This is a genomic window from Lacrimispora sp. (assembly GCF_036758025.1).
GTDB lineage: Bacteria > Bacillota > Clostridia > Lachnospirales > Lachnospiraceae > Lacrimispora.
Genome location: NZ_DAIOXM010000028.1, coordinates 18,129 through 39,677, shown reverse-complemented (window position 1 = coordinate 39,677; position 21,549 = coordinate 18,129). Strand labels below are relative to the sequence as shown.

Here is a 21,549-nt window from a genome sequence, read left to right as displayed (position 1 = left end):
CTTCTGATTTACACAGATAAAAAAATGAGCATGAAGTATGCCGGATTCTTTTGGCAGCTTTTCATGCTCATTTTTTGTGAAATTTAAAATTGTTTTTTAACAATCCTTATAATAATTGTACTGATATTTTACCTCAAAGGGAATTCCCAGTTCTGCAAAATTAGCGGCAATCCTTTTCTTGTTCTCATCGTCTTCCATAATGTTAATGGTTTTAAAAATTCCGTCAACCACTTTAGAAAATCTTGATGCAGGGATTCCCACGGCCATTTCCTCTTTTCCCCACACTGTCATATGCCTTGTTCCGGTACACAGAAGAGAAATATTCATATCCTGGGTCACATAAGGCCTTGCGGAGCATTCCAGGCAGACAGCCTGATTCCCCAGCATATTAATATTTTTGGGCATGCCATAGGAGTAAGCGTATCCCTGTGTAATTCTCATAATATGATAGGGATTGGTTATAATCACCACCACATCCGGCCTGGCATCATATTTTTCCAGAGGCTGTACCAGCACCCCGTACATGGGCTTTGAGGAATAGGAAAGTCCAGCCCGTATTTCTGCGCTCAATTCCTGGCTGGAATACAGTCCCAGTCTGGCCCAGTTTTCACCGTGAGCATTTTTCTCGTCAGCCGGATTGATTCCCAGGACCCGTGGGCCGCTCTGACAGGAAAAGGAGCCTGCATGAGCCTTGATGCTGTGGCCTGCTGAAGCGCCTTTCACCATCTGGCAGTAGCGGATGGGCCTTTTAGGTAAAACAGCTTCTGTCTTTTGGAACTCAGTTTCCGCTTCAATCAGCTTTACCCCTACGGCCCTGCGGGTCAAATCCAGGGAAGCATATAATTTAGCGGTATCTTCTTTCCATTGATCATACATTATTCTTTCACCTGGTCGTCACTGGTATAGAATTCAAATACATTTGGAAATGCTTTGTTTATCTTTTCCTGAACGGTCTGATCCTTGAAGCACTCTGCAAAGGCAACAGCCCAGTCGGAAGCTGCGTCCTCTTCTCTTACAATGACACCCATAGGGTAGTTGATCATGGAATTGTCTCTTGCAATGTAAGAAGAAGCGTCCTTGCCTGAAGCGGCCATGTGGGTAAAGAACACACATGCCCCGTCTAAATCTGCCAGGGCAGTTACAGTCTGTCCCTGTTCCATTTCAATGATTTCAAGGTTTTTGGGGTTTTCAATAATATCGGCAACAGTGGCCTGTTTCTGTTCTGCATTGAGTTTGATCAGGCCTTCCTGCTCTAAAATCCTGAGAACAATGTCCTCATTCATGGCATCGTTCATGACCGCAATTTTTGCATTGTCGGGAAATTCTGAGATTGAGGCATGTTTTTCTGAGTACAGGCCGATTCCGGTATACATGGCGTATGGCTTTGTCATGTCAAGGGCTGCTCCGTTGTTTTCATTATAACTCATGACAAACTTCTTGTGCTGACCAAGAGCCATGTCTGTTTCGCCGCTTGCACAAGCTTCTAAAACCACTGGGTTGGCATCAAAGGTTTTGAACTCTGTTTCATATCCTTTGGCTTCAAAAATATCCTTGATGGCATCGTAGTAAACCTGGGAAATGGCGGTTCCTCCGATTACAATTTTCTTAGGAGTTTCCTTTTGGGATTCCTGGGATGCTGCAGGCTGGGTAGCCTCTGCTGTTTTGGGTGCAGCATCGTTTTTTCCGCATCCGGTCATTCCTGCGATTGCTGCCATGGCAGCCAATGTTAATAATAAAGTTCTCTTTTTCACTTTTTTTCTCCTTTTGTCAATTCAATTTGTTATATATCAATTTTCCCAATCCCTGGATCAGAAGAACCAATAGAATGAGGATTACAACAATAAAGTACATGATTGCATAATCAAACCGCTGGTAGCCATAGGTCAGTGCCACTGCTCCAAGGCCCCCGGCCCCTACGGCTCCTGCCATGGCTGTCATGTTCAGCATATTGATCAGCATGATGGTAAAGTTGGACACCAGGCTGGGCAAGGCTTCCACCAGCATGATTTTATATACAATCTGGGGCTTGGAAGCGCCGAATGCCTTAGCCGCTTTGATCAGCTGAGGGTCCACCGTCTGAAGGGAATTTTCTGTCATTCTGGTTGCAAATGGGGTACAGCCGATGGTGATTGCAAATATGGCCGCCTCTGTTCCGATTCTGGTTCCCAGCACCAGCCTGGTGAGAGGTGCAATGGCAACAATTAAAATCATGGTGGGAAATGAACGGATGATGTCCGTCACCTTCCCAAGGATATAATTTACCCCTTGATTAGGGGAAAGCCCATTTTTATCTGTCACGAACAAAATAATGCCAAGGATCATGCCAAAAAAAATGGATAAAATGGCGGAGACAAAAACCATTTGAAGGGTGGCGAAGATAGCCGGTACAATGACCGATGGAAAGTATTGAAATAAATAGGACCGTTCCAGCCATAAGGATATGGTGTTCATCAAGGTGCCCTCCTCTCAGCCCGGTAACTGATTCCATGGGATTGGAGATAGTTCTCGCAAATGAGCAGATCTTCCGTATCTACATTTATGGTCACATTGCCGTATTTTTGGTCACGGAATTGAAAAAAGTCTGAATCCACCATGGTATAGGGATTTTTCAGCAGTTTTCCAAGCTGCCACAGTAAGGTGCCGAAGGAAAGGTCCACTGTGAGGTTGACACCTGATGAGGGAATATGGTTTCTTTCACCTGTTCCCAGAAGCTTTTGCAGGGCAGGGGGCTTTTGAAGGAAAAGCTCTTTTACATCTCCCTGGGCTGATACTTCTCCCTCCTCCAGAATTGCCATCTTGTGGCAGAACTGCTGCACCACCGGCATTTCATGGGTAACCATGATGATGGTGATTCCCATTTCTTTCCGTATCTCTTCCAGCAGATTTAAGATGGAAGAAGTGATACTGGGGTCCAGGGAAGAGGTGCTTTCATCGGAAAGTATGTACTTGGGATTCATGGTAAGGGCCCGGGCAATGGCTACTCTCTGCTTCTGCCCGCCGCTCAGCTCTGAGGGCCTGGATTTTAACTTGTCCTTTAATCCCACCATTTCCGACAGTTCATATACTCTTTTTTTAATGTCGCCTCTTGGAACGCCCCAGCATTCCATGGGAAGGGCGATGTTTTGATATACATTTTTCCGGCTGACCAGGGAAAAGTTCTGGAAGATCATTCCCATGTTTTTGCGGAAAAGCCTTGCCTGCTTTTCTCCCAGGGCTTCCAGACATACGCTATCCACGACAATAGAGCCGGAATCATAAGAATCCAACCCGGCCAGACAATTTAAAAGTGTGGATTTTCCCACTCCACTGGGACCTGTAAGCCCGTATACCTGACAGTCTTCTATGGTCAGGCTGACGTTTTTTAAGACCTGCAGATCTCCAAAGGTTTTATTTATATTTTTTATTTCTATCACGGATGCACCTGTCTCATTTTTGTAGATTATTTTGTATCAGAATGTAAAAAATATGCAGTAAAAGTTGGTATTCCAAGAAAATCTATTCTATTATGCATTAGCCTTATATATTAGTCAAATCGAAATGTGCTATAAATGAAGGCTGTTTATAGACAAGGTCTATATGTGTATTTATTCCTGGGCTTCCAGTTCTTCAGTAACCACTCTTTTACTGGTCCGACGATTTTATTTGGAAAATCCGTCTTGGAAAAACAAGGAATATATAAATAAAAACATATGCGTTCCTCGAAATATATATAGAAGCTATCTTAAGTGCTGAACTAAAAAGGAATAACATACTTTACAAATATGTAAATATGTATTAAGATGCCAGATAAAATACTACGGGAAAGAAAATCGTGAATAAAGAAAAGAGTATTCACGAAGTTCAGGAAGTGTTTCCGGAAAGCAGGGTCCGGAAATTAAGAAAGGATGGATTGTATATGCAAAGCAAAGTGTTATCAGTTGAAAAAAATCATTGGGTAAATGCTGCTTCTATGAATTGTTGCTGTAAGACTGTATGCGTATGTATGAATACAGTCTGTTTCCCCATGCGTTATAATACCTGAAAGTTCAGCGAGCAGAGCCTGGCGGGTATTATAAGTACCCGCCTTTTTTGTTTAAAAATTTCGAAAACCATTCATATTGCATCGCAGACGGCAGAAAGGAGAAGCGAATGTTGTTAATGCTTCAGTATTTTCTTATTAACAGATATTTTAAGACCACTTATATGTGCACTTTTTGTGATTTTTGTAACTGCCGGAGAACTTAAACGAAAATGAAGAGGAGAAAATTGTTTATGAAATTAAATAAAAAGAGATCAATAGCTGTTCTTTTAGCTGCACTGCTGCTTCTGCCGGCTCTTGCCGGCTGCTCAAGGCAGGCGGAGGCCGAAGCTAAGGAGGAAGTAAAGGAAACATCAACCGGGACGGCAAGGGCAGAAACTTCGGAGCCCTTTCAATTGACGGTAGCCATAGACTCAGGAACCTTTGCCTATCCTTTCTGGGTAGCCGAAAATAAAGGCATATTCGAAAAGTACAACATAGAGCCGGAGTTCCAGACTTACGCCTATGGAATAGACACAGTAAATGCCGTTATTCTGGATCAGGCAGATATGGGAGAGGCCATGGATTTTGCCGCCATCAGCAGGCTGGGAGGAGAAAGCCAGCTTCAGTTTATCGCCTTTACAGCGGGAAACAAAATGGATGGAGTTCGTTTATACGTGCTTGAAGACGGAATTAAAGAGCCGAAAGATTTGGAAGGTAAGTCCGTTGTTGTACAAAAGGGAACTGTGAATGAATATATTTGGGAGCAATTATACGACCAATACGACATTGATTCTTCCAAAGTGAATCCTCTTTACATCAGCAGTACGGCAGTAGGTATGGCTTTGGTGAAATCGGGAGAAGCCAATGCCATCTGGGCCGGAGGAGAAATAGAGAGTCAGGTGAAAGAGTTGGGCGGTGTTTCCATTGGAGATTATTCTCTGATTAACTTTGCTCCCAGGGGTTTTATTACAGTAAAAAAAGATTTCATAAAAGAAAACCAGGAAGGACTTGGAAGGCTTTTAAAAGCTCTTGATGAAGCGTCTGTTTATATCAATGAAAATCCGGGTGATGCCGCAGAACTTATACAGGCGAACTTTGGCATACCCTCTGAAAACATTGAAAAGGCTTTAAAAAGCATTGAGTTTGACATACGGTTTTCCAATGAGGATTTAAACCAGATTGACAGCGTCACCAAATGGTCCATTAAAAACAAGCTGGTAAAATATGATTTTGACATTCGTGATTACATTAACCTGGATATCCTCAGAGAAGTCTACCCGGAACGGGTAACAGCCGGAAAATAAAAAGAAAGGCGGTAATTTATGGAGGCAGCAGAACAAGGCTTTATTCAGATTTTCCAGGTTTCCAAGGCCTACGATGCTTCAGACGGCCATACTCAGGAGGCGCCGTTTGTACTGGAAAATGTCAACTTAAAGATAAATAAAGGAGAATTCCACATCCTTTTGGGCCCATCCGGCTGCGGCAAGTCCACCCTGCTCAGCCTCATTGCCGGATACATACCCAAATCCGGAGGAAGTATCCGGGTGGGTGGAAAAGAGGTAGAAAAGCCGGGAGAGGACCGGGGTGTGGTGTTTCAAAATGCGGATTCCGCCGTCTTCCCATGGCTGACCGTTGGGGGGAATGTGGAATTCGGGCTTAAGATGAAAGGAATAAAGAGCAGGGAACGGCGCTCCATTTCCTCCAAATATATAACGCTGGTAAACTTGGAAGAGCATGTGAAAAAATATCCTAACGAATTGTCAGGAGGCATGAAGCAGCGCCTCCAGATTGCAAGAAGCCTTGCCAATGACTCTGAAATCCTTATTATGGATGAACCCTTCGGGGCTCTCGACGCCCATAACCGGCGTCTGATGCAGATAGAATTGGTTAAAATATGGCAGCAGACGAAAAAGACCATCATTTTTGTGACCCATGACATCACGGAAGCGATTCTTCTGGGTCAGCGCATCAGCATCATGTCAAAATCTCCGGAAGCTACGATTTATAAAATCTATAACGTGAGTCTGGATTATCCAAGAAACGTAACATCAAAAGAATTTAATAAATTATTTGAACAGGTACAGGGGCATTTTGACTATGGGCAGAACATTTAAAAAAGGAGGGCAGTATGGTAGAAAATATAGGAGCGGCCATTTTCGGTCAAAAGAATACGGTAAAAGATACCGTGCCGGAGAAAGCCGGCACAGGCCGGTTTGTTTACGGCAAATTACTTTTCCTGGCAAAGAAAGGCATACTTACCTGGGCTGTTTTATTTACGGTATGGGGGATTGCTTCATTGCTGTATACAGTTGACTTTCTTCCCAGCCCATGGGAGACACTTGCCGGGATGAAAGAGATCATGTTAGACGGAACCCTTGGCAAGTATATTTTAATCAGTACAAAGAGGGTCTGCTCCGGCTGGGTGCTTGGAATGGTGATTGGCATTCCTGCCGGAGTCATTATAGGACGGATTGAACTGCTGCGGCTCATTTTTGAACCGCTCATCGACTTTTTCCGTTTTATTCCGGCCATCGGATTTTTGACCCTGTTTCTCATGTGGTTTGGAGCCGGGGAGAAGTCCAAGGTAGTTCTCATTATGTATGCCACCATCTTTACTCTCCTCATTAACACCATAGCAGGTGTGCTGAGCGTGGAGATTCACAGGGTTGAGGCCGCCAGGTCCCTGGGGGCAAAGGAATGGCAAATCGTATTTTTTGTCATAATCCCATCTGCGGTTCCTCATATTTTTACAGGCATCCGCCTGGCTCTTGGAGGTGCATTTACCTCCATTGTTGCGGCTGAAATGCTGGCGGCAAAGGAAGGCGTTGGATTTTTGATTTATACCTCCAGGCTGTATTTTAGGACCGACTGGATATTTATCGGGCTTTTGGTTCTGGGACTGATGGGCTATTTGTCAGACCGGCTGATCCGGATGTTCGGCAAGGTGGTTCTTAAGCCCTATGGTATATATGACAATAAGAGAATTTAAATGAATTGTGTATTAACAACATATTATGAGCTGCCGGGTGCAGCAGAAGGAGTTTAGCATGGGAAGTTTATTAGATTATAGCAAGGAAGAACTGATTAAAGAAGCGCAGTTAAAAAACCGGATTCTGGTGGAAGGTTTGAGCTTTCCGGTGGATATTTTCAAAGATCTGGATGTTGGCGGTGAGATTCAGGAAACGGTCCATGTCTTGTTTACAGCAGATAAACACGCCCACAAGGATGTGGAGTTCCCGGCCTGTTTCCTGACTCCTAAGGGGAAATTCAGGGTAGGGATACGCTGGAATCAGGATAGTCCCCTGTCCATACGTTACATAGACGGCCAGTACCATGTTTTTGACCGCAATACTCCGGTTTTTGAAAATTTACATTTTGTCACAAGATCACCCTACTATAAACTGTCCGCTTCCGACGGAACCTCTTTCCGGACCATAGCCACCGACAACGGGCATGGAGCTTTGTTCGTATCTTACAGCAATGAATGCTCTCTAAAGGACAAAGGTCTGGACTGCTTATTCTGCAATATAAACACTACTAAATCCATATACGGAGACGCCCAGGGAATCAGCTGGAAAACCCCGAAACAGGTGGGGGAAGCCGTAGGGGCAGGCTACAGAGGGTATGGTTTCGATCATGTGACTATAAGCGGCGGATTTGTTCCGGAACGGCGGGAGGTTGAATACTATTTAGACGTTGCCGAAGCAATTCAGAACGCAACGGGCCTTGAGGATTTTAACGGAACAGCATGTGTGGGAGCACCCAAGGATCTGACGGTACTGGAGAAATATAAGGAGGCGGGATACCGTACCTTTGCCACTAATATGGAAGTCTGGAGCGAGAAGATGTTTGATTTAATCTGCCCGGGAAAGGCCCAGGAGTGCGGAGGCAGGTCAAACTGGCTGGCAGCCCTTAAATATGAGGTTGAATTGTTCGGAAAGTACCGTGTCCGTTCAACCTTGGTCTCAGGCATAGAGCCTAAGGAATCCCTCATGACTGGAATTGAATATCTGGTGGAAAACGGCGTAATCGCCCAGCCCAGCCAGTGGTATGTCAATGTGGGCTCCGCTCTGCAGGGCCACCGGACACCTGATCCGGATTGGCACTGGGAAGTATTTGAGCGGACCGTTGCCTTGTACCGCAAGCATGGAGTTACCTGGGATCAGTTAAGAGATGCCAATGCAGGATCAGATGCCGTACCCTTTGATTTATACCGTATTCTGGAGGGAATTGACGTCAAACGCTCTTATTCCAACTATCCTGAGCTTCACAAGGCAGTGTAAGCAATATTTCAGTATGGTACAGTTAATCAGTTTTATTTTATTCGAAGGAAGGATTGGGTCAGTATGAGTGATAAAATCGGCAAACACATTGCCATTTACGGAAAGGGAGGAATCGGTAAGTCTACCACCACTTCCAATATAAGCGCCGCACTGGCAGAGGCTGGTTATCGGGTGATCCAGGTTGGCTGCGATCCCAAAAGTGATTCCACCAATACACTGCGGGGAAATCATTATCTGCCTACGGTTTTGGATAGTATGAGGGGTGCCTCCCGGGTGCACTTGGAGGATATTTCAGCAGTAGGGTTCGGCGGAGTCCTTTGTATCGAATCCGGCGGCCCGGTGCCCGGCGTAGGCTGCGCCGGGAGGGGAATAAATGCCGCCGTCACCCTGCTTCAGGAGCTTCATCTTTTTGAAGAGTTTAAACCGGATTTTGTTCTCTATGATGTGCTGGGAGATGTTGTGTGCGGAGGATTTGCAGTTCCTATCAGGGACGGAATTACGGACCGGGCCTATGTGGTAAGTTCTTCAGACTTCATGGCCATCTATGCGGCTAACAATCTTTTTAAGGCCATAAACAAGTACGCTCCTACCGGAGGGGCGAAGCTGGGAGGCATTATTGCAAACGGACTTTCGGCAGGCTATTCCAATTCCATCGTCAATGATTTTGCTGAAAAGACAGGAACCACAGTAGCAGGCCATATCCCCCGGTCCCTGGTGGTTTCCCAAAGTGAGCTGTATGGGAAAACCGTTATTGAAGCCAATCCGAAATCAGAGCATGCAGATTTGTACCGCAAGCTGGCAGAGTACGTAGCGGGAAATGAAGAACTGGTTGTTCCAAATCCTTTGGGTGCGGCAGACCTTCGGGAGTGGGCAAGGCTCTGGGGCGATAAGATATACAGCTTAAATTCCGGCGAAGTATCGGCCTTTGAAGCGATCTAACATATACAGTTTTATGTAAAGAGAGGTAAAACATGGGAGTCAGAACACAACGAACCATTCCCGTCAGAGAAAAAAGAACGGCTGCCCTCAGCAATTATCATGGAGACTTAGGTCAGCTTATAAGCCATACCCAAGGTGAGATTGAGCAGCGGCTGCGCACATTTTCCCAGACTGGAAATGATGAAATTTTATATGCCCTCGCCATATTGGCTACCATAAGAGGCGCTTCGGTGGTGGTTCATGGCAGTGCAGGCTGCTCTGCGGCCTGGAAGTATTTCAACCGGATTCAGACGGCGCCCATTTATACCACCGGGCTCAATGAACGCAATACCATTCTGGGGGGAGATGATGAGCTTAGGAAAACCGTCCGTCAGGCCCTTGGGCATGGTGCGGCCGCAGTGTTTATCGTGGGAACGCCCGTTACGGCAATCAGTAATGATGATGTTTCCTCGGTCATATTGGAGCTTTCAGAAGAGACGGACGTTCCCATTTTGTTTATAAATACGGATGGATTTAAATCGAAAACTCCGGTTTCCGGCTATGATATTGTATTTCATGCTTTTTTACGGTATCTGATCCGTGACAAAGACAATCCGGAAAATAGAAAGCCTCCGAAAATGGAGTTTCTTAATCTCATCTCGGTTTCCGAATCCATACAGGATTTGACAGCTATAACAAAGCTGATATCCGCATTGGGAATCCGCTGGCATTTGCTTCCGCTGTTTTCTTCCGTAGATGGGATCCAAAACGCTTCCCTGGCGGCAGCTTCCATCGCTGTCAACCGGAGCGAGGGCCATTTGCTGGGTGAGGGGCTTCGGGACGATTTTGGCGTTCCTTATCTGGAAGCCGGTTATCCTGCTTCCCTGGAATCGGTCAGAGAGTTTTTAACGGTTCTGGGAACTGCATTTAAAGCGGAAGAAAAAGCCTTCGCGTTCATCCGGCAGCAGGAAGAAAGTCTGCAGGAGGATATTTTGAAGCAGCCCCTGGCAGGAAAGTCCTTTTTCCTGGAGCTGGAGGTTCATGCGGCGAAAAGCATTACCCAGCTTATCATTTCCCTGGGAGGGACTGTAACAGGCTATGTGTTTCCGTATGTGGATGAAAAGAACCGGGAGCAATTAAAGGAAATTGAATCTGTTTTGGCAGATGCCCATGTTTCTGGCCTGATTACTGCTGTCGTAGCAAACGGGCAGCCTTTTGAAATCGTAAATGCCTTAAGTAAATCAAAGCCGGATTATTATGTGGGCAGCGGTGAGTTGTCCCCTGTGGCAGCCGGGCTTGGGATCGTCCCATTTTACAGCGGACAGTTTCCACTGTGCGGATATGACGGGATACGGGCTTTTATTGACACGGCGGTTAAGCTGAAAAGCACAGGCTCCGGTTCCCTAAAAGATGTGGGTGCTGCTTCGGATTATTACAGGGAAGAGTGGCTTAGGCGGCGGGGAGACTGGTATATAAAGAGGGAGGTCAACTGAAGATGACACATGATTGTTTGCAGAAAGGGCGCTATGGCTGCGCTTTTCAGGGGGCCTTGCGCACTGCATTGGAAATTCCCGGAATTGTTCCTCTGGTGCATTCCAACGGGGGATGCGCCCTGCAGGGAAGCCTGTCAGACTATGGAGCAGGCTTAGGATACGGCTTCCACGGCGGTCCCGAAATACCGTCCACCAATGTACTGGAGCGCCATGTGGTATTCGGCGGCGGCTCCCGGCTGCGTGAGCAGATAAAAAATTCGGCAAAGGTTGTAAAAGCAAATCTTTACGCAGTTTTAAACGGATGTGAGGCGGCCATGGTGGGAGACGACATTCCGGCTATGGTAAAAGAAGCCGTCGGTCAGGGCATACCGGTTTTCGGAAGTGAAACGGCCGGCTTCAAGGGCCTGCCTCACGCCGGTTATGAAGTATTTATGGATAATCTCATAAGGGCATTGCCTCTGGTATCAGACTCAAAGGAAGCCGCTCCCTCCGGTCAGGGGATATCTGTTAACCTGTTTGGCATTATCCCGGGGGTGAATATTCATTTCCAGAACGACTTAAGAGAATTATCCTCTTTGTTAAACGGCATTGGAATATCATCCAATTATTTATTTCATGAAAATGGCTGGTCCCAGCTATGCCGTCTGCCAGAGGCATCTCTCACCCTTGTATTCTCCAGATGGGGTGTGCAGGCAGCCAGGCGTCTGGAAGAACTTTTCGGGGTGCCCTGGCTCCTGATACCGGATATTCCGGTAGGCCCTGACGCTGTGGGTGAGTTTTTAAAAACAGTGGGAGATGCTTTAAACCTGCCTTTGGAAAAGATTGAGGAATATACCGGAAAACGGGAAAGGGAATTCCGGCATATCTTTCAGCGGATTCTTGATTATTATTATCCGGAAGATGTCAGGAAGAACCTTACCGTTGTCTCCGATGAAAATTATGGGAGAGGCTATGGTAATTTCTTAAGCCGGTATCTGGGTGCGGATGACGTTCAAATCATCCCAGCCGATCACCAGGAGAACGGACAGCCGCCCCATACGCCCGGGCAATGGGCTGTCAGCTCCGGTTCCCGGTTCATTCTGGGCAGTTCTCTGGAAAGCAGACTTGGAGAGGAACTTAAGATTGCCAGCCTGGCGGTGGAGTATCCTCTTGAAAATCAGATCGTGCTGGGCTCTACATACATCGGGATTAACGGTGCCTTACGGCTTGCGGAGGATTATATAAGCGCAATTATCAAATATAACCGGAACCAGCAGCAGAGGTCGGCACAATTCCTTTTTGAATCGGATCTATTTGGAATTTGACAAACAGGTAAAAAAGGACTTGATGGAAATGAAGAGAAAAGAAGCAGCGGAAATTTCAGCAAGTGAATAAAAAAAAGCGAGGAAATGAAAATGGGAAAATTTTTTACATCAGAATCAGTAACAGAGGGGCATCCGGATAAGATAGCGGATCAGATATCGGATTCCATTTTAGATGCCCTCATAGCAGAAGATCCTTTTGCCAGAGTGGCGGTAGAGACTGTGGTAGCTACAGGGTTGGCATTGGTAGCGGGAGAAGTGAGCACTACTGCATACGTGGATATTCCGGAAATTATCCGGGAAACCGTCAGAAGCATTGGTTATGAAAAAAATATAGGCGGATTCGATGCAGATTCCATTGCAGTGCTTACTGCAATTGACAAACAATCTCCCGATATTGCCCAGGGTGTCAACCAGGCAATTGAGGCTAGGGAAGGTGATGACGATGATGACTCCATCATCGGAGCCGGGGATCAGGGCATTATATTTGGCTATGCAACCAATGAGACTCCCGAGTATCTGCCTCCTGCCATTTCATTTGCCCACCGGATAACCAAGCAGCTGGCCAGAGTCAGAAAAGAGGGAATCCTCCCCTATCTGCGCCCTGACGGAAAATCCCAGGTGACCGTGGAATTTGACGATAAAGGTGATGTTGCCCGTATTGATACGGTGGTGGTTTCCACTCAGCATTCAGAAGAAACGGCTCTGGAAACAATCCGGGAAGATGTTATAGAAAAAATCATCAAAGAGGTTCTTCCGGCCAATTTGCTGGACGCTGATACGAAATATTATATAAACCCTACAGGCAGATTTGTCATAGGCGGACCTCAGGGTGATTCGGGGCTTACAGGACGTAAGATAATTGTAGATACCTACGGCGGAGCAGGAAGGCACGGCGGAGGTGCATTTTCAGGCAAGGACCCGACAAAGGTGGACCGTTCGGCCGCCTATGCAGCACGCTGGATTGCCAAAACTCTTGTAGCCGCAAAAGCAGCGGATAAGGCGGAGATTGAGATATCCTATGCCATTGGCGTCGCCAGACCTGTTTCCATTGCTGTAGAGACCTTTGGTACGGGAAAGTATGAGGAAAACACAATCATAAAGGCCATAAATAAGGTATTTGATTTACGTCCTCAGGCAATTATCCGGGAACTGGATCTGCGCCGTCCGATTTACAGGCAGACCGCTGCTTATGGACACTTCGGCAGAACTGATCTGAATCTTCCCTGGGAATCCGTGAGTAAAGTGGAACCTTTAAAAGAAGCCCTGGAGTTTTATGCGGAAGAAGTACCTCATAATCAGGAAAAGTGATAAAGGAACCGGGATTTGAAACGTGTGCAGACTCTCTGCGGAACAAGGAGGAACATAGAACATGGCTGAAGCAGTATATGACAGGGATTGGAGAAAAAAGGAGCTAAGCCTAAGAGAAGTGATTGAAAAGTATCCTCACATCTCACCATTTATCATTATTAAGACGGATGTTCAAAGAAGGGGCGTCATTTTCACTGATGCAGCGCTGCAAAAGGTGAACCATAACATACACCAGACTGTACATAGAAATTTTGCAGGAGAAAAGTCTGATAACACACCGGTGTCCCTGATGCTTAGAGACGGCACAAGTGTATTAACAGGCGGTACTTACCGGGGAACTCCAGTGAAACGGGATCCTTTTGTAGTTGATGTAATAGATGGGAAAATTGTCTTGAGCGATGAGGGAGAAGTTTTCGAGGAGGTAGAATACTGGGAGAAACCGGAATTTTATGACAAGGTCACAAGAAGCGGGAAACCCATGTGGCAGATTGCCTGGGCCAGGCCCCAGCGCATTGACATTAACCCCAACCAGTTCTGCCAGTTTTGGGAGACGCCCGGTCATGGATGCAAATACTGTTCCATTGCAGCGGCATATAAATCCAGTGACAAGGAACAGTTTCTAAGTATAGATGACATAGGCGAGACGGTAGAAGAGGCACTGAAAGAAAAGGGCAGATACACCAGCATATTTCTCACCGGAGGAACCATTTTAGACGGAGAGGAACTGCTGGATAAGGAAGTGGATTATTATATTGAGATATTAAAACGGATTGGAGAAAATTTTGGTGGGAAACGGTTTCCAAGCCAGCTCATCGGCACTGCCTTTAATGAGCGCCAGTTAAAACGGCTGTATGAAGAAACAGGTCTGATGAGCTATACTGCAGATATTGAAATTCTGAATGAAGAAAAGTTTAACTGGATCTGCCCGGGAAAAGCTGCAAAGATTGGTTATGAAGAATGGAAGCAGCGTTTGTATAAAGCTGTTGATATCTTTGGCAGGGGATACGTTAATACAGGTCTTGTGGTGGGAACAGAAATGGCAGAGCCTTACGGTTTTAAGACGGAGGAGGAGGGAATTGAAACAATTCTGACAGAAGCAGAGGAGCTTTGCAGAAACGGAGTAAGTCCGGTGGGATGTGTCTGGACGGTGGCGCCAGGCTCTCTCTTCTTTAATCAGAAAAGCCCCTCTCTGGAATATTATGTGAGAATTTCAGAAGGCCTTGACAGCCTGCGCAGAAAATATGGCATTCATGTGGATATGGACAATTACCGCAGATGCGGCAATCATCCTGATACAGATTTATCCAGAGTGTAGGAGGAAAGAAAATTGGCAGTAATATTAAATGAAGAAATCAAAGCTTTGCTTTTAGAGAAAACCACCGTCAAGGCCATAGCCACCGTAGACCGTGAAGGCAATCCCCATGTTGCTTACAAGGGCTCCCTTCACATCAATGACGAAGGGAACCTGGAATTCTACGAACTCCTTGAATCTTCCCGGACCAATAAAAATATGGTGTGGAGCATCTGGTTTAAGAAGCCGGTGGCGGTTAATATCCTTGGATCGGATGGAACCAGTTATCAAATTAAAGGAGTACCCCGCAAGGCGGTTATTGCAGGCAGGGAATTCCAGCGTCATTACAATCTAATACAGGAAAAGCACGGGGATATGGATTTATCCACCGTCTGGATTATTGAGCCTGAGGAAGTTGTGGAAGAATCCTTTAAAAAGAGGAGAGCAGCAGAAGAAAAGGAACATCCGATATTAGGACATTTGGACCGGTGGCTCGTCAAATAAAAGAAAGTTGAGGAGAGTTTATGAAGAAAATAATAGCAGGAATTATGGCAGTATTTGCTGTGATTGGAATTTTAGGAGGCTGCCAGAAAGCTGCCGGGCAGGATCATGTTAAAAGTGATCTGGTTATTCGCCTGGCTCACCAGCCCGGACATACACAGCCTTTAATTGCCGGAGATCAGGGGTTTTTTGAAGAGGAATTTGCCAAAGACGGTATTACCGTCGAGTTGAAGCAGTTTGCTTCAGGACCTCCTATTATAGAAGCATTTGCGGCGGGAGAGGTGGATTTTGGCCTGGTGGGAGATCAGCCTGCGGTACAGGGAAAAGCAAACAATCTTCCTCTTAAGATTATCGGTTCCTATGGCTCTACGGAAAAGGGAAATGCGCTGATTGCATCTGCTGACTCGGGAATTAAAACACTTTCTGATATCAGGGGAAAGAAAATCGGCTATACTGCCGGAAGTGTGGGGCACCAGCTCTTGCTGAAATTCCTGGAGGCAGAAGGGCTGACTGTAAACGATGCGGAACTTCTAAACCTGTCTCCGGGCGATATCTATACGTCACTTGAGAGCGGTTCCATTGACGCAGGTGTCACCTGGGAGCCTTATATTACGAAAAGCGTATCCTCTGATGTGGCCGATGTGATTCAGGATGGAACCGGTTATAAGTATAATGTAAATGTAATTATTGCAGATGTGGCATTTCTGGAAGAAAATCCTGAAATATCTGCCAGACTGCTGAAGGTACTCAACCGTGCTGCAAAGTGGGCTGATGAACATGAGGAAGAGTCCCTGGATATTTTGGCAAAGGCCAGCGGATTGGATTCCTCTGCATTTGCTGCTACCTTTGAAAAATTTGACCGCAGCTTATTTTTAGATCAGAAAAAAATTGATTCCATTAAAGAGACTGCTGATTACTTAAGAAAGCAGGGAACCATACGGAGTGATGTGGACATAGAGTCGGTCATTGACCTGTCATTTTTAAAAGCAGCGGGAATAACAGAATAAAAGGAAATCATATGGAAAATTCGAAGAACAGGAATTACCAAAATAAAATCAGAAAGATGGCGGCAGGAGCAATTCTGCCAGTCATCTTTCTGGTATTGTGGGAATGGTTTGGAAAAACAGGCGCTATTAACCAGTCTATCCTTCCCAGGCCTTCCATTCTATGGAATACCCTGGTGGAAATGATAGGGACAGGTGATTTGCAGAAGCATTTGCTGGTCAGTATGATACGGGTAATTAAGGGTTTTTTGGCAGGTACTTTCCTGGGATTATTTCTGGGTGTTCTCATTGGCTTATCGAAAAAGGTCAATGAGTTATCAGCAGTGTTCATAGGTGTTTTAAGGCCTATACCCATTATTGCCTGGGTTCCTGTACTGATTCTCTGGATGGGAATTGATGAGGGCTCTAAAGTTACATTAATTGCCATTGGCAGTTTCTGGCCTGTTTTGCTCAATACTGTCAGAGGAATTCAAAATGCAGATAAGAAGCTGCTGGAAGTGGCTTATATTTTGGAGAAGAACAAAAGGCAGATACTCACAAAGGTCATGATACCCTCTGCCCTGCCTTCGGTTTTTACCGGTATCCGTTTGGGAATCGGAGCTGCCTGGTCCTGTGTGGTAGCGGCGGAGATGATAGCAGCAGCGAAGGGAATCGGATATTTAATTATGTATTCCAGAGAGTTATCCCAGCCTGATATTATGCTGGTCGGGGTAGTTTCTATCGGTATGATAGGGCTTATCATAGATGCAGCTTTAATCAGAATAGAAAAAAGGGTGCTGCGGTGGAATACAGCAGAAGAACAGGAGTGAGGCCGATGGAAGTCAATAAAAATCTGGTGGTTGACGGAGTGAAGAAATATTTCCGGATTGAGAGCGGTAATCTGGAAGTCTTGTCAGATATTAACATGGAAATTAAAAGCGGAGAATTTATCAGCATTGTGGGTGCCAGCGGCTGCGGAAAGAGCACCCTGCTTCGGATTATAGCCGGTCTTGAAAAAGCTTCTGAAGGCGAGACGAAAGTAGGGGAGCGGATTGTCCTTAAGCCCTCTGTAGAAACGGGAATGATATTCCAGGAATCCAGATTATTCCCCTGGCTTAATGTGGAACAGAACATAGAATTTGGTATTCATAAGCCTCTGCCGGAGAGGGAAAAGAAGGAATTGGTCAGGGAGCACATCCGTCTGGTGAATTTAAGCGGCTTTGAAAAATCTCTGCCAAGGCAGTTATCAGGAGGAATGCAGCAGAGGGTCAGCATTGCCAGAGCTTTAATCAACCAGCCCTCCGTACTGCTTCTGGATGAACCTTTTGGAGCTTTAGATGCCCTGACCCGGATCAATATGCAAAATGAAGTTCTTAGAATATGGCAGGCAGAACAGACTACCATGCTTCTGGTTACCCATGATATCGATGAAGCTATTTTCTTAAGTGACCGTATTTTTATCATGTCTAAGCGTCCCGGTATGATAAAAAAGATCATTCCGGTTTCCATGGGGAGGCCCAGAGACAGAAGCAGCTTTGACTTTGTAAAAATCAGAAAAGAAATCTATTCTGAATTTTTCGAGGACAGCGTTATCCCTGTTGAATATTACATCTAAGGGAAATGGACCGGGGCTTGCCTGAGGTTCTATATATGATACCGGATGGTCCGGTGAAATGGCCTGTCCGGTGTGGTGAGCCGGTAGCCGTCAGGCAGAATATTCATAACATCAGGAACATCCTGGGCTTCCAGTGCAATGGCACAGGAAGGGGAGGCAAAAGCACCGTTATACAAGGGGATGTTGTCCGTCAAAAATCCGCCTGAATAAAGGACCAGGGCAGGGGCATCGGTCAGCATCTTTAAGGTCAATCCTGTTTCACGGTCCCGGAGAATACAGGCTTTTTTCAGAGGCATTGTGTGATTGACGGAGCGAAGGGTTCGAAAGGCATGATTTTTATTGAGTATATAAGCATTATTATACCCCCTTCCAATCTCCAGTTGTTCCAGGTATACGGAACTGGAGGGGGAATGGGCGGCGGATTTTATTGGCCTGATACGGCGAAAATCAAATACTGTGTCTGCCACGGGAACAATATCCACAGGCAGATGATCCTGATCGTTTATACACACGCTGTTGGCGAAAATCTGAAGCTCCTGTTTCAGGGCGGGGCGGGAGAAATCCCCTGACAGATTCCAGTAAGTGTGATTGGACATGTTAATATAGGTAGGAGCATCGGTTTTGGCCCTGTATTCTATGGTAAGCCAGTTGGTGTCCTCCAGAGTATATCTGGTATAATAGACCCGATTGCCGGGATAGCCATCCAGGCCGTGGGGCTGGCTGGCGGACAACAGGATGGAGGCGGATTCCAAGCCGCAGGAAAAGGATTCCACCTGCCAGAGACAGGCAGACAGATTGTTTATGCCGCCGTGAAGCTGGCTGCTGCGTTCGTTTAAGGTCAACTGGCAGACATGCTGGTTTACAGGTAGGCGGCCGTTCCGGATTCTTCCTGCATTGGGGCCTAAGGTGGCGCCGGCATAGCAATTACAGCGTTCATATTGTTCTATATTTTCAAAGCCCAGGGTAATGGGCTTTAAGTTTCCGTTTTTATCGGTTATGGCAATTTTTTGAATGGCAGCTCCAAGGGCCGTAATGGAAACCACCATGCCAAGACTGGTGGACATGTGGTAGATGGTGTGCAAGCTTCTGTTTTTATCTGATAATTCTGTGGTTGTGATCTTCATATTTTTCTCCCCCATTTTAAAATAAGTATAATAGATTTATTTGAAAAGAAAAACAGGATGTCAAAAGAAAAGCAAGTTTTAACAATGACAGAGCAAATGAAAATAATGATGAGTGGAAAATAAGCGGTATAATAAGATTAGTGAATGGTTGCACAACGTGTGAAAGAAGGAGGGAGAGGGATGGGGAGTGTGCTGGAATTTCAAAGTATATCCAAATACTTTCCGGGAGTAAAGGCCCTGGATCAGGTTTCCTTTCAGGCCCATTCCGGAGAGGTGCTGGCATTTCTGGGGGAAAACGGAGCCGGTAAGTCTACGCTTTTAAAGGTGCTGAATGGAGATTACCAGCCTACCAGCGGGAAATATCTTCTGGATGGGGTGGAAAAGCATTTTCAGTCGCCCCATCAAGCCATTGAAGACGGGATTTCTGTCATATACCAGGAACGGCAGATTCTTCTGGAATTATCGGTGGCAGAGAATATTTATCTGGGAAGAATGCCTGTAAACAGGCTGGGGTTCATTGACAGCCGCAGGGCAAATGAGATGGCAGCGGGAATCATTAAGGACTTTGGGCTTCCCATCAGTCCATCTGTAAAAGTGAAGGATTTGAGCATTGCCTATCAGCAGATGGTGGAGATCATGAAAGCCTATTCCAGGGAGAATTTAAAGGTAATCTGCTTTGATGAGCCAACTGCCTCCCTCTCGGATTCGGAAATCGAATCCCTGTTTAAAATCATTGAAAAGCTGAAATCAGAGGGAAAGATCATTATTTATGTTTCCCACCGCATGGATGAAATTCAACGGATTACGGATAAGGTGGCAATTTTTAAGGATGGCCGCTATGTGGGAACCGTGGAAACGGGAAAGGTTCCGGAAGCAGAGATGATCCGCATGATGGTTGGGCGGGATTTAGGAGATATTTACCGGAATCTGGATAGGAATAAAAAGGTGGGAGAGGTCCTTCTGGAGGTTAAAGGTTTGTCCTCCGATTATGTAAAGGAAAGTTCTTTTACGCTTAGAAAGGGGGAGGTTCTGGGATTTTCCGGCCTTGTGGGGGCGGGAAGGACAGAACTGATGCGGGCAGTCATTGGAGCTGATTCTGCAAGGAGTGGAGAGATTTACCTGGAGGGAAAGAAAATACGCAACCGGTCTCCCAGGGAAGCTATGGAGCATGGAATTGTGCTGGTGCCGGAGGACAGAAAGCTTCAGGGGATCCTGTCTAATTTAAGCATCAGCCACAATATTAATATTTCCCTTCTGGATGCCAATTCGGGAAGGCTGGGATTTGTCAGCCGGGAAAAGGAAGAGAAGCAGGCCTTAAAAGGAATCCGGGATTTTAAGATTAAAACCCATTCTCCGGATAAAAAGATTGTGGAGCTTTCCGGAGGAAACCAGCAAAAATGCATTGTAGCCCGCTGGATCAGCACCAATCCCAAGGTGCTCATTCTGGATGAGCCCACAAAAGGAATTGACGTAGGGGCCAAATCAGAATTTTATCAGATGATCTGCAATTTTGCCAGACAGGGACTGGGGATCATCCTGATTTCTTCCGAACTTCCGGAGGTCATCGGGCTGTCAGACCGGATCATTGTCATGAAATCATTGAAGATCGCAGGAGAAATAAAGGCGGAAGAAGCGACGGAAAGCCGGCTTTTAAGCCTTGGCATGATTGGGGAGGTACAGGAATAATGGGGATCAATAAGAAAAGCGGATTAAAAATTAACGGTGACAAGATCGTATTGCTGGCGGCTATTGGGGCGGTATTTGCACTTTTTACCGCACTGAACAAGAACTTCCTTTCTGTCACCAATATGATCAACATTTTGATTGCGGCATCCCTTGTGGGGCTGGTTGCGGTGGGACATACATATCTGATCATTGCGGGACAAAATGACTTATCTCCCGGTTCTCTGGCGGCATTTTCCGGTGTTGTGGCGGCATTGCTGGTGGGCAAAGGGGTGCCTTTTGGGGCTGCGGTTCTGATCACCATTGGCTGCGGCATTCTGGTGGGGCTTTTTAATGCTTTTATGGTGAACCGGATTCACCTTGAGGCATTTATTGCAACCCTGGTGACCCAGTCCATTATCAGAGGCTTTGCCTATATTCTGTGCGGAGGGAAGCCGGTTTCCATCAGCAATAAGACATTTATCATCCTGGGAAGAGCCAGAATTTTAAACATTCCTCTTTCCGTGTGGATTATGGTGATCTGCATGGTTCTGTTTGGAATCATCCTTGCCAGAACCAAATTCGGAAGAAGCATATATGCCATTGGGGGCAGCAGGGAGGCGGCCAGGCTGGCCGGATTAAATCCCAGACGAATTATTACTACTTCTTATATTATGATGGGAATTCTCTGTTCCATCGGCGGCATTATTTTTGCGGCCCGCATGAACTCAGGCCAGCCGGCGGCCAATATAAACCTGGAGTTTGATGCCATTACTGCCGTTATCTTAGGAGGGGTTTCCTTTGCAGGCGGTGTGGGAGATATGGGGGGAACGATTCTGGGCATTATTTTGATCCAGTCCTTTAATACGGGACTGACCATGGTCAATGTTCCCAGCTTCTGGCAGTATGTAGCAAAAGGCGGTCTGCTTTTGTTTGCTCTGGCGACGGACTATGTCAGAAAACAGAAGAGGGAGAAGGATTTGCTGGCGGCGTCTATGAAGAACTTATAAAGATTCCAGGGGAAACCGTCAGGTTTTCTTAGAATAGATCAAATATAAAACAGGAGG

Annotated in this window: 20 protein-coding genes; 15 read left to right on the top strand and 5 right to left on the bottom strand. The window is 46.1% G+C overall.

What is annotated here, in order from left to right:
* Positions 1–96 precede the first annotated feature (96 nt).
* From V7M78_RS18850 to V7M78_RS18835, 4 genes are read right to left on the bottom strand one after another with little or no spacing between them, the layout of a single operon-like run.
* Positions 97–876: a DUF169 domain-containing protein gene (locus V7M78_RS18850; RefSeq protein WP_333651917.1), complete on the bottom strand. Its 780-nt coding sequence runs from the start codon at positions 874–876 to the stop codon at positions 97–99.
* The gene (locus V7M78_RS18845; RefSeq protein ID WP_333651916.1) at positions 876–1,751 is read right to left on the bottom strand and encodes a MetQ/NlpA family ABC transporter substrate-binding protein; all 876 of its coding nucleotides are present in this window, start codon (positions 1,749–1,751) and stop codon (positions 876–878) included. Before V7M78_RS18845 ends, V7M78_RS18850 begins: the two co-directional genes overlap by 1 nt.
* Positions 1,752–1,767: 16 nt before the next feature.
* Positions 1,768–2,451, bottom strand: coding sequence for a methionine ABC transporter permease (locus V7M78_RS18840; RefSeq protein ID WP_333651915.1), 684 nt, complete (start codon positions 2,449–2,451; stop codon positions 1,768–1,770).
* Positions 2,451–3,413, bottom strand: coding sequence for a methionine ABC transporter ATP-binding protein (locus tag V7M78_RS18835; RefSeq protein WP_333651914.1), 963 nt, complete (start codon positions 3,411–3,413; stop codon positions 2,451–2,453). The genes V7M78_RS18840 and V7M78_RS18835 overlap by 1 nt, the downstream gene beginning before the upstream one ends.
* Positions 3,414–4,251: 838 nt before the next feature.
* On the opposite strand from V7M78_RS18835, the gene V7M78_RS18830 reads away from it, so the two are divergent.
* The 13 genes from V7M78_RS18830 to V7M78_RS18770 all read left to right on the top strand — a co-directional run bounded on the left by V7M78_RS18830 (position 4,252) and on the right by V7M78_RS18770 (position 17,696).
* Entirely contained in the window at positions 4,252–5,304 is a 1,053-nt protein-coding gene (locus tag V7M78_RS18830) for an ABC transporter substrate-binding protein (protein ID WP_333651913.1), read from the top strand.
* 18 nt (positions 5,305–5,322) lie between these two features.
* Entirely contained in the window at positions 5,323–6,114 is a 792-nt protein-coding gene (locus V7M78_RS18825; protein WP_333651912.1) for an ABC transporter ATP-binding protein, read from the top strand.
* A gap of 14 nt (positions 6,115–6,128) precedes the next feature.
* Positions 6,129–6,989: an ABC transporter permease gene (locus V7M78_RS18820; RefSeq protein WP_333651911.1), complete on the top strand. Its 861-nt coding sequence runs from the start codon at positions 6,129–6,131 to the stop codon at positions 6,987–6,989.
* Positions 6,990–7,047: 58 nt separating this feature from the next.
* The gene (locus tag V7M78_RS18815; RefSeq protein ID WP_333651910.1) at positions 7,048–8,283 is read left to right on the top strand and encodes a radical SAM protein; all 1,236 of its coding nucleotides are present in this window, start codon (positions 7,048–7,050) and stop codon (positions 8,281–8,283) included.
* Between the two features lie 63 nt (positions 8,284–8,346).
* Entirely contained in the window at positions 8,347–9,222 is an 876-nt protein-coding gene (locus V7M78_RS18810; RefSeq protein WP_333651909.1) for a nitrogenase iron protein NifH, read from the top strand.
* 32 nt (positions 9,223–9,254) lie between these two features.
* Complete coding sequence (locus tag V7M78_RS18805; RefSeq protein ID WP_333651908.1) at positions 9,255–10,694, top strand: nitrogenase component 1; 1,440 nt, start codon at positions 9,255–9,257, stop codon at positions 10,692–10,694.
* A gap of 2 nt (positions 10,695–10,696) precedes the next feature.
* Positions 10,697–11,998, top strand: a complete 1,302-nt coding sequence (locus V7M78_RS18800; RefSeq protein ID WP_333651907.1) for a nitrogenase component 1 — start codon at positions 10,697–10,699, stop codon at positions 11,996–11,998.
* A 90-nt stretch (positions 11,999–12,088) separates the two neighbouring features.
* Positions 12,089–13,306 (top strand): methionine adenosyltransferase, encoded by a 1,218-nt coding sequence (metK, locus tag V7M78_RS18795; protein ID WP_442914678.1) that lies wholly within the window; start codon positions 12,089–12,091, stop codon positions 13,304–13,306.
* 61 nt (positions 13,307–13,367) lie between these two features.
* Positions 13,368–14,621, top strand: a complete 1,254-nt coding sequence (locus V7M78_RS18790; RefSeq protein ID WP_333651905.1) for a radical SAM protein — start codon at positions 13,368–13,370, stop codon at positions 14,619–14,621.
* 12 nt (positions 14,622–14,633) lie between these two features.
* Entirely contained in the window at positions 14,634–15,101 is a 468-nt protein-coding gene (locus tag V7M78_RS18785) for a pyridoxamine 5'-phosphate oxidase family protein (RefSeq protein ID WP_333651904.1), read from the top strand.
* A gap of 20 nt (positions 15,102–15,121) precedes the next feature.
* Positions 15,122–16,105, top strand: a complete 984-nt coding sequence (locus V7M78_RS18780) for an ABC transporter substrate-binding protein (protein WP_333651903.1) — start codon at positions 15,122–15,124, stop codon at positions 16,103–16,105.
* 11 nt (positions 16,106–16,116) lie between these two features.
* On the top strand, positions 16,117–16,911 hold the full coding sequence (locus V7M78_RS18775) for an ABC transporter permease (protein ID WP_333651902.1): 795 nt from the start codon (positions 16,117–16,119) through the stop codon (positions 16,909–16,911).
* A gap of 5 nt (positions 16,912–16,916) precedes the next feature.
* Complete coding sequence (locus tag V7M78_RS18770; RefSeq protein WP_333651901.1) at positions 16,917–17,696, top strand: ABC transporter ATP-binding protein; 780 nt, start codon at positions 16,917–16,919, stop codon at positions 17,694–17,696.
* A gap of 29 nt (positions 17,697–17,725) precedes the next feature.
* Here V7M78_RS18770 and V7M78_RS18765 read toward each other — a convergent pair whose 3' ends face one another.
* Positions 17,726–18,820, bottom strand: a complete 1,095-nt coding sequence (locus V7M78_RS18765) for an aldose epimerase family protein (RefSeq protein ID WP_333651900.1) — start codon at positions 18,818–18,820, stop codon at positions 17,726–17,728.
* Between the two features lie 180 nt (positions 18,821–19,000).
* Here V7M78_RS18765 and V7M78_RS18760 point away from each other — a divergent pair, with 180 nt between their 5' ends.
* Positions 19,001–20,506 (top strand): sugar ABC transporter ATP-binding protein, encoded by a 1,506-nt coding sequence (locus tag V7M78_RS18760; RefSeq protein WP_333651899.1) that lies wholly within the window; start codon positions 19,001–19,003, stop codon positions 20,504–20,506.
* The gene (locus tag V7M78_RS18755; protein ID WP_333651898.1) at positions 20,506–21,492 is read left to right on the top strand and encodes an ABC transporter permease; all 987 of its coding nucleotides are present in this window, start codon (positions 20,506–20,508) and stop codon (positions 21,490–21,492) included. The genes V7M78_RS18760 and V7M78_RS18755 overlap by 1 nt, the downstream gene beginning before the upstream one ends.
* The last annotated feature ends 57 nt before the right edge of the window (positions 21,493–21,549 follow it).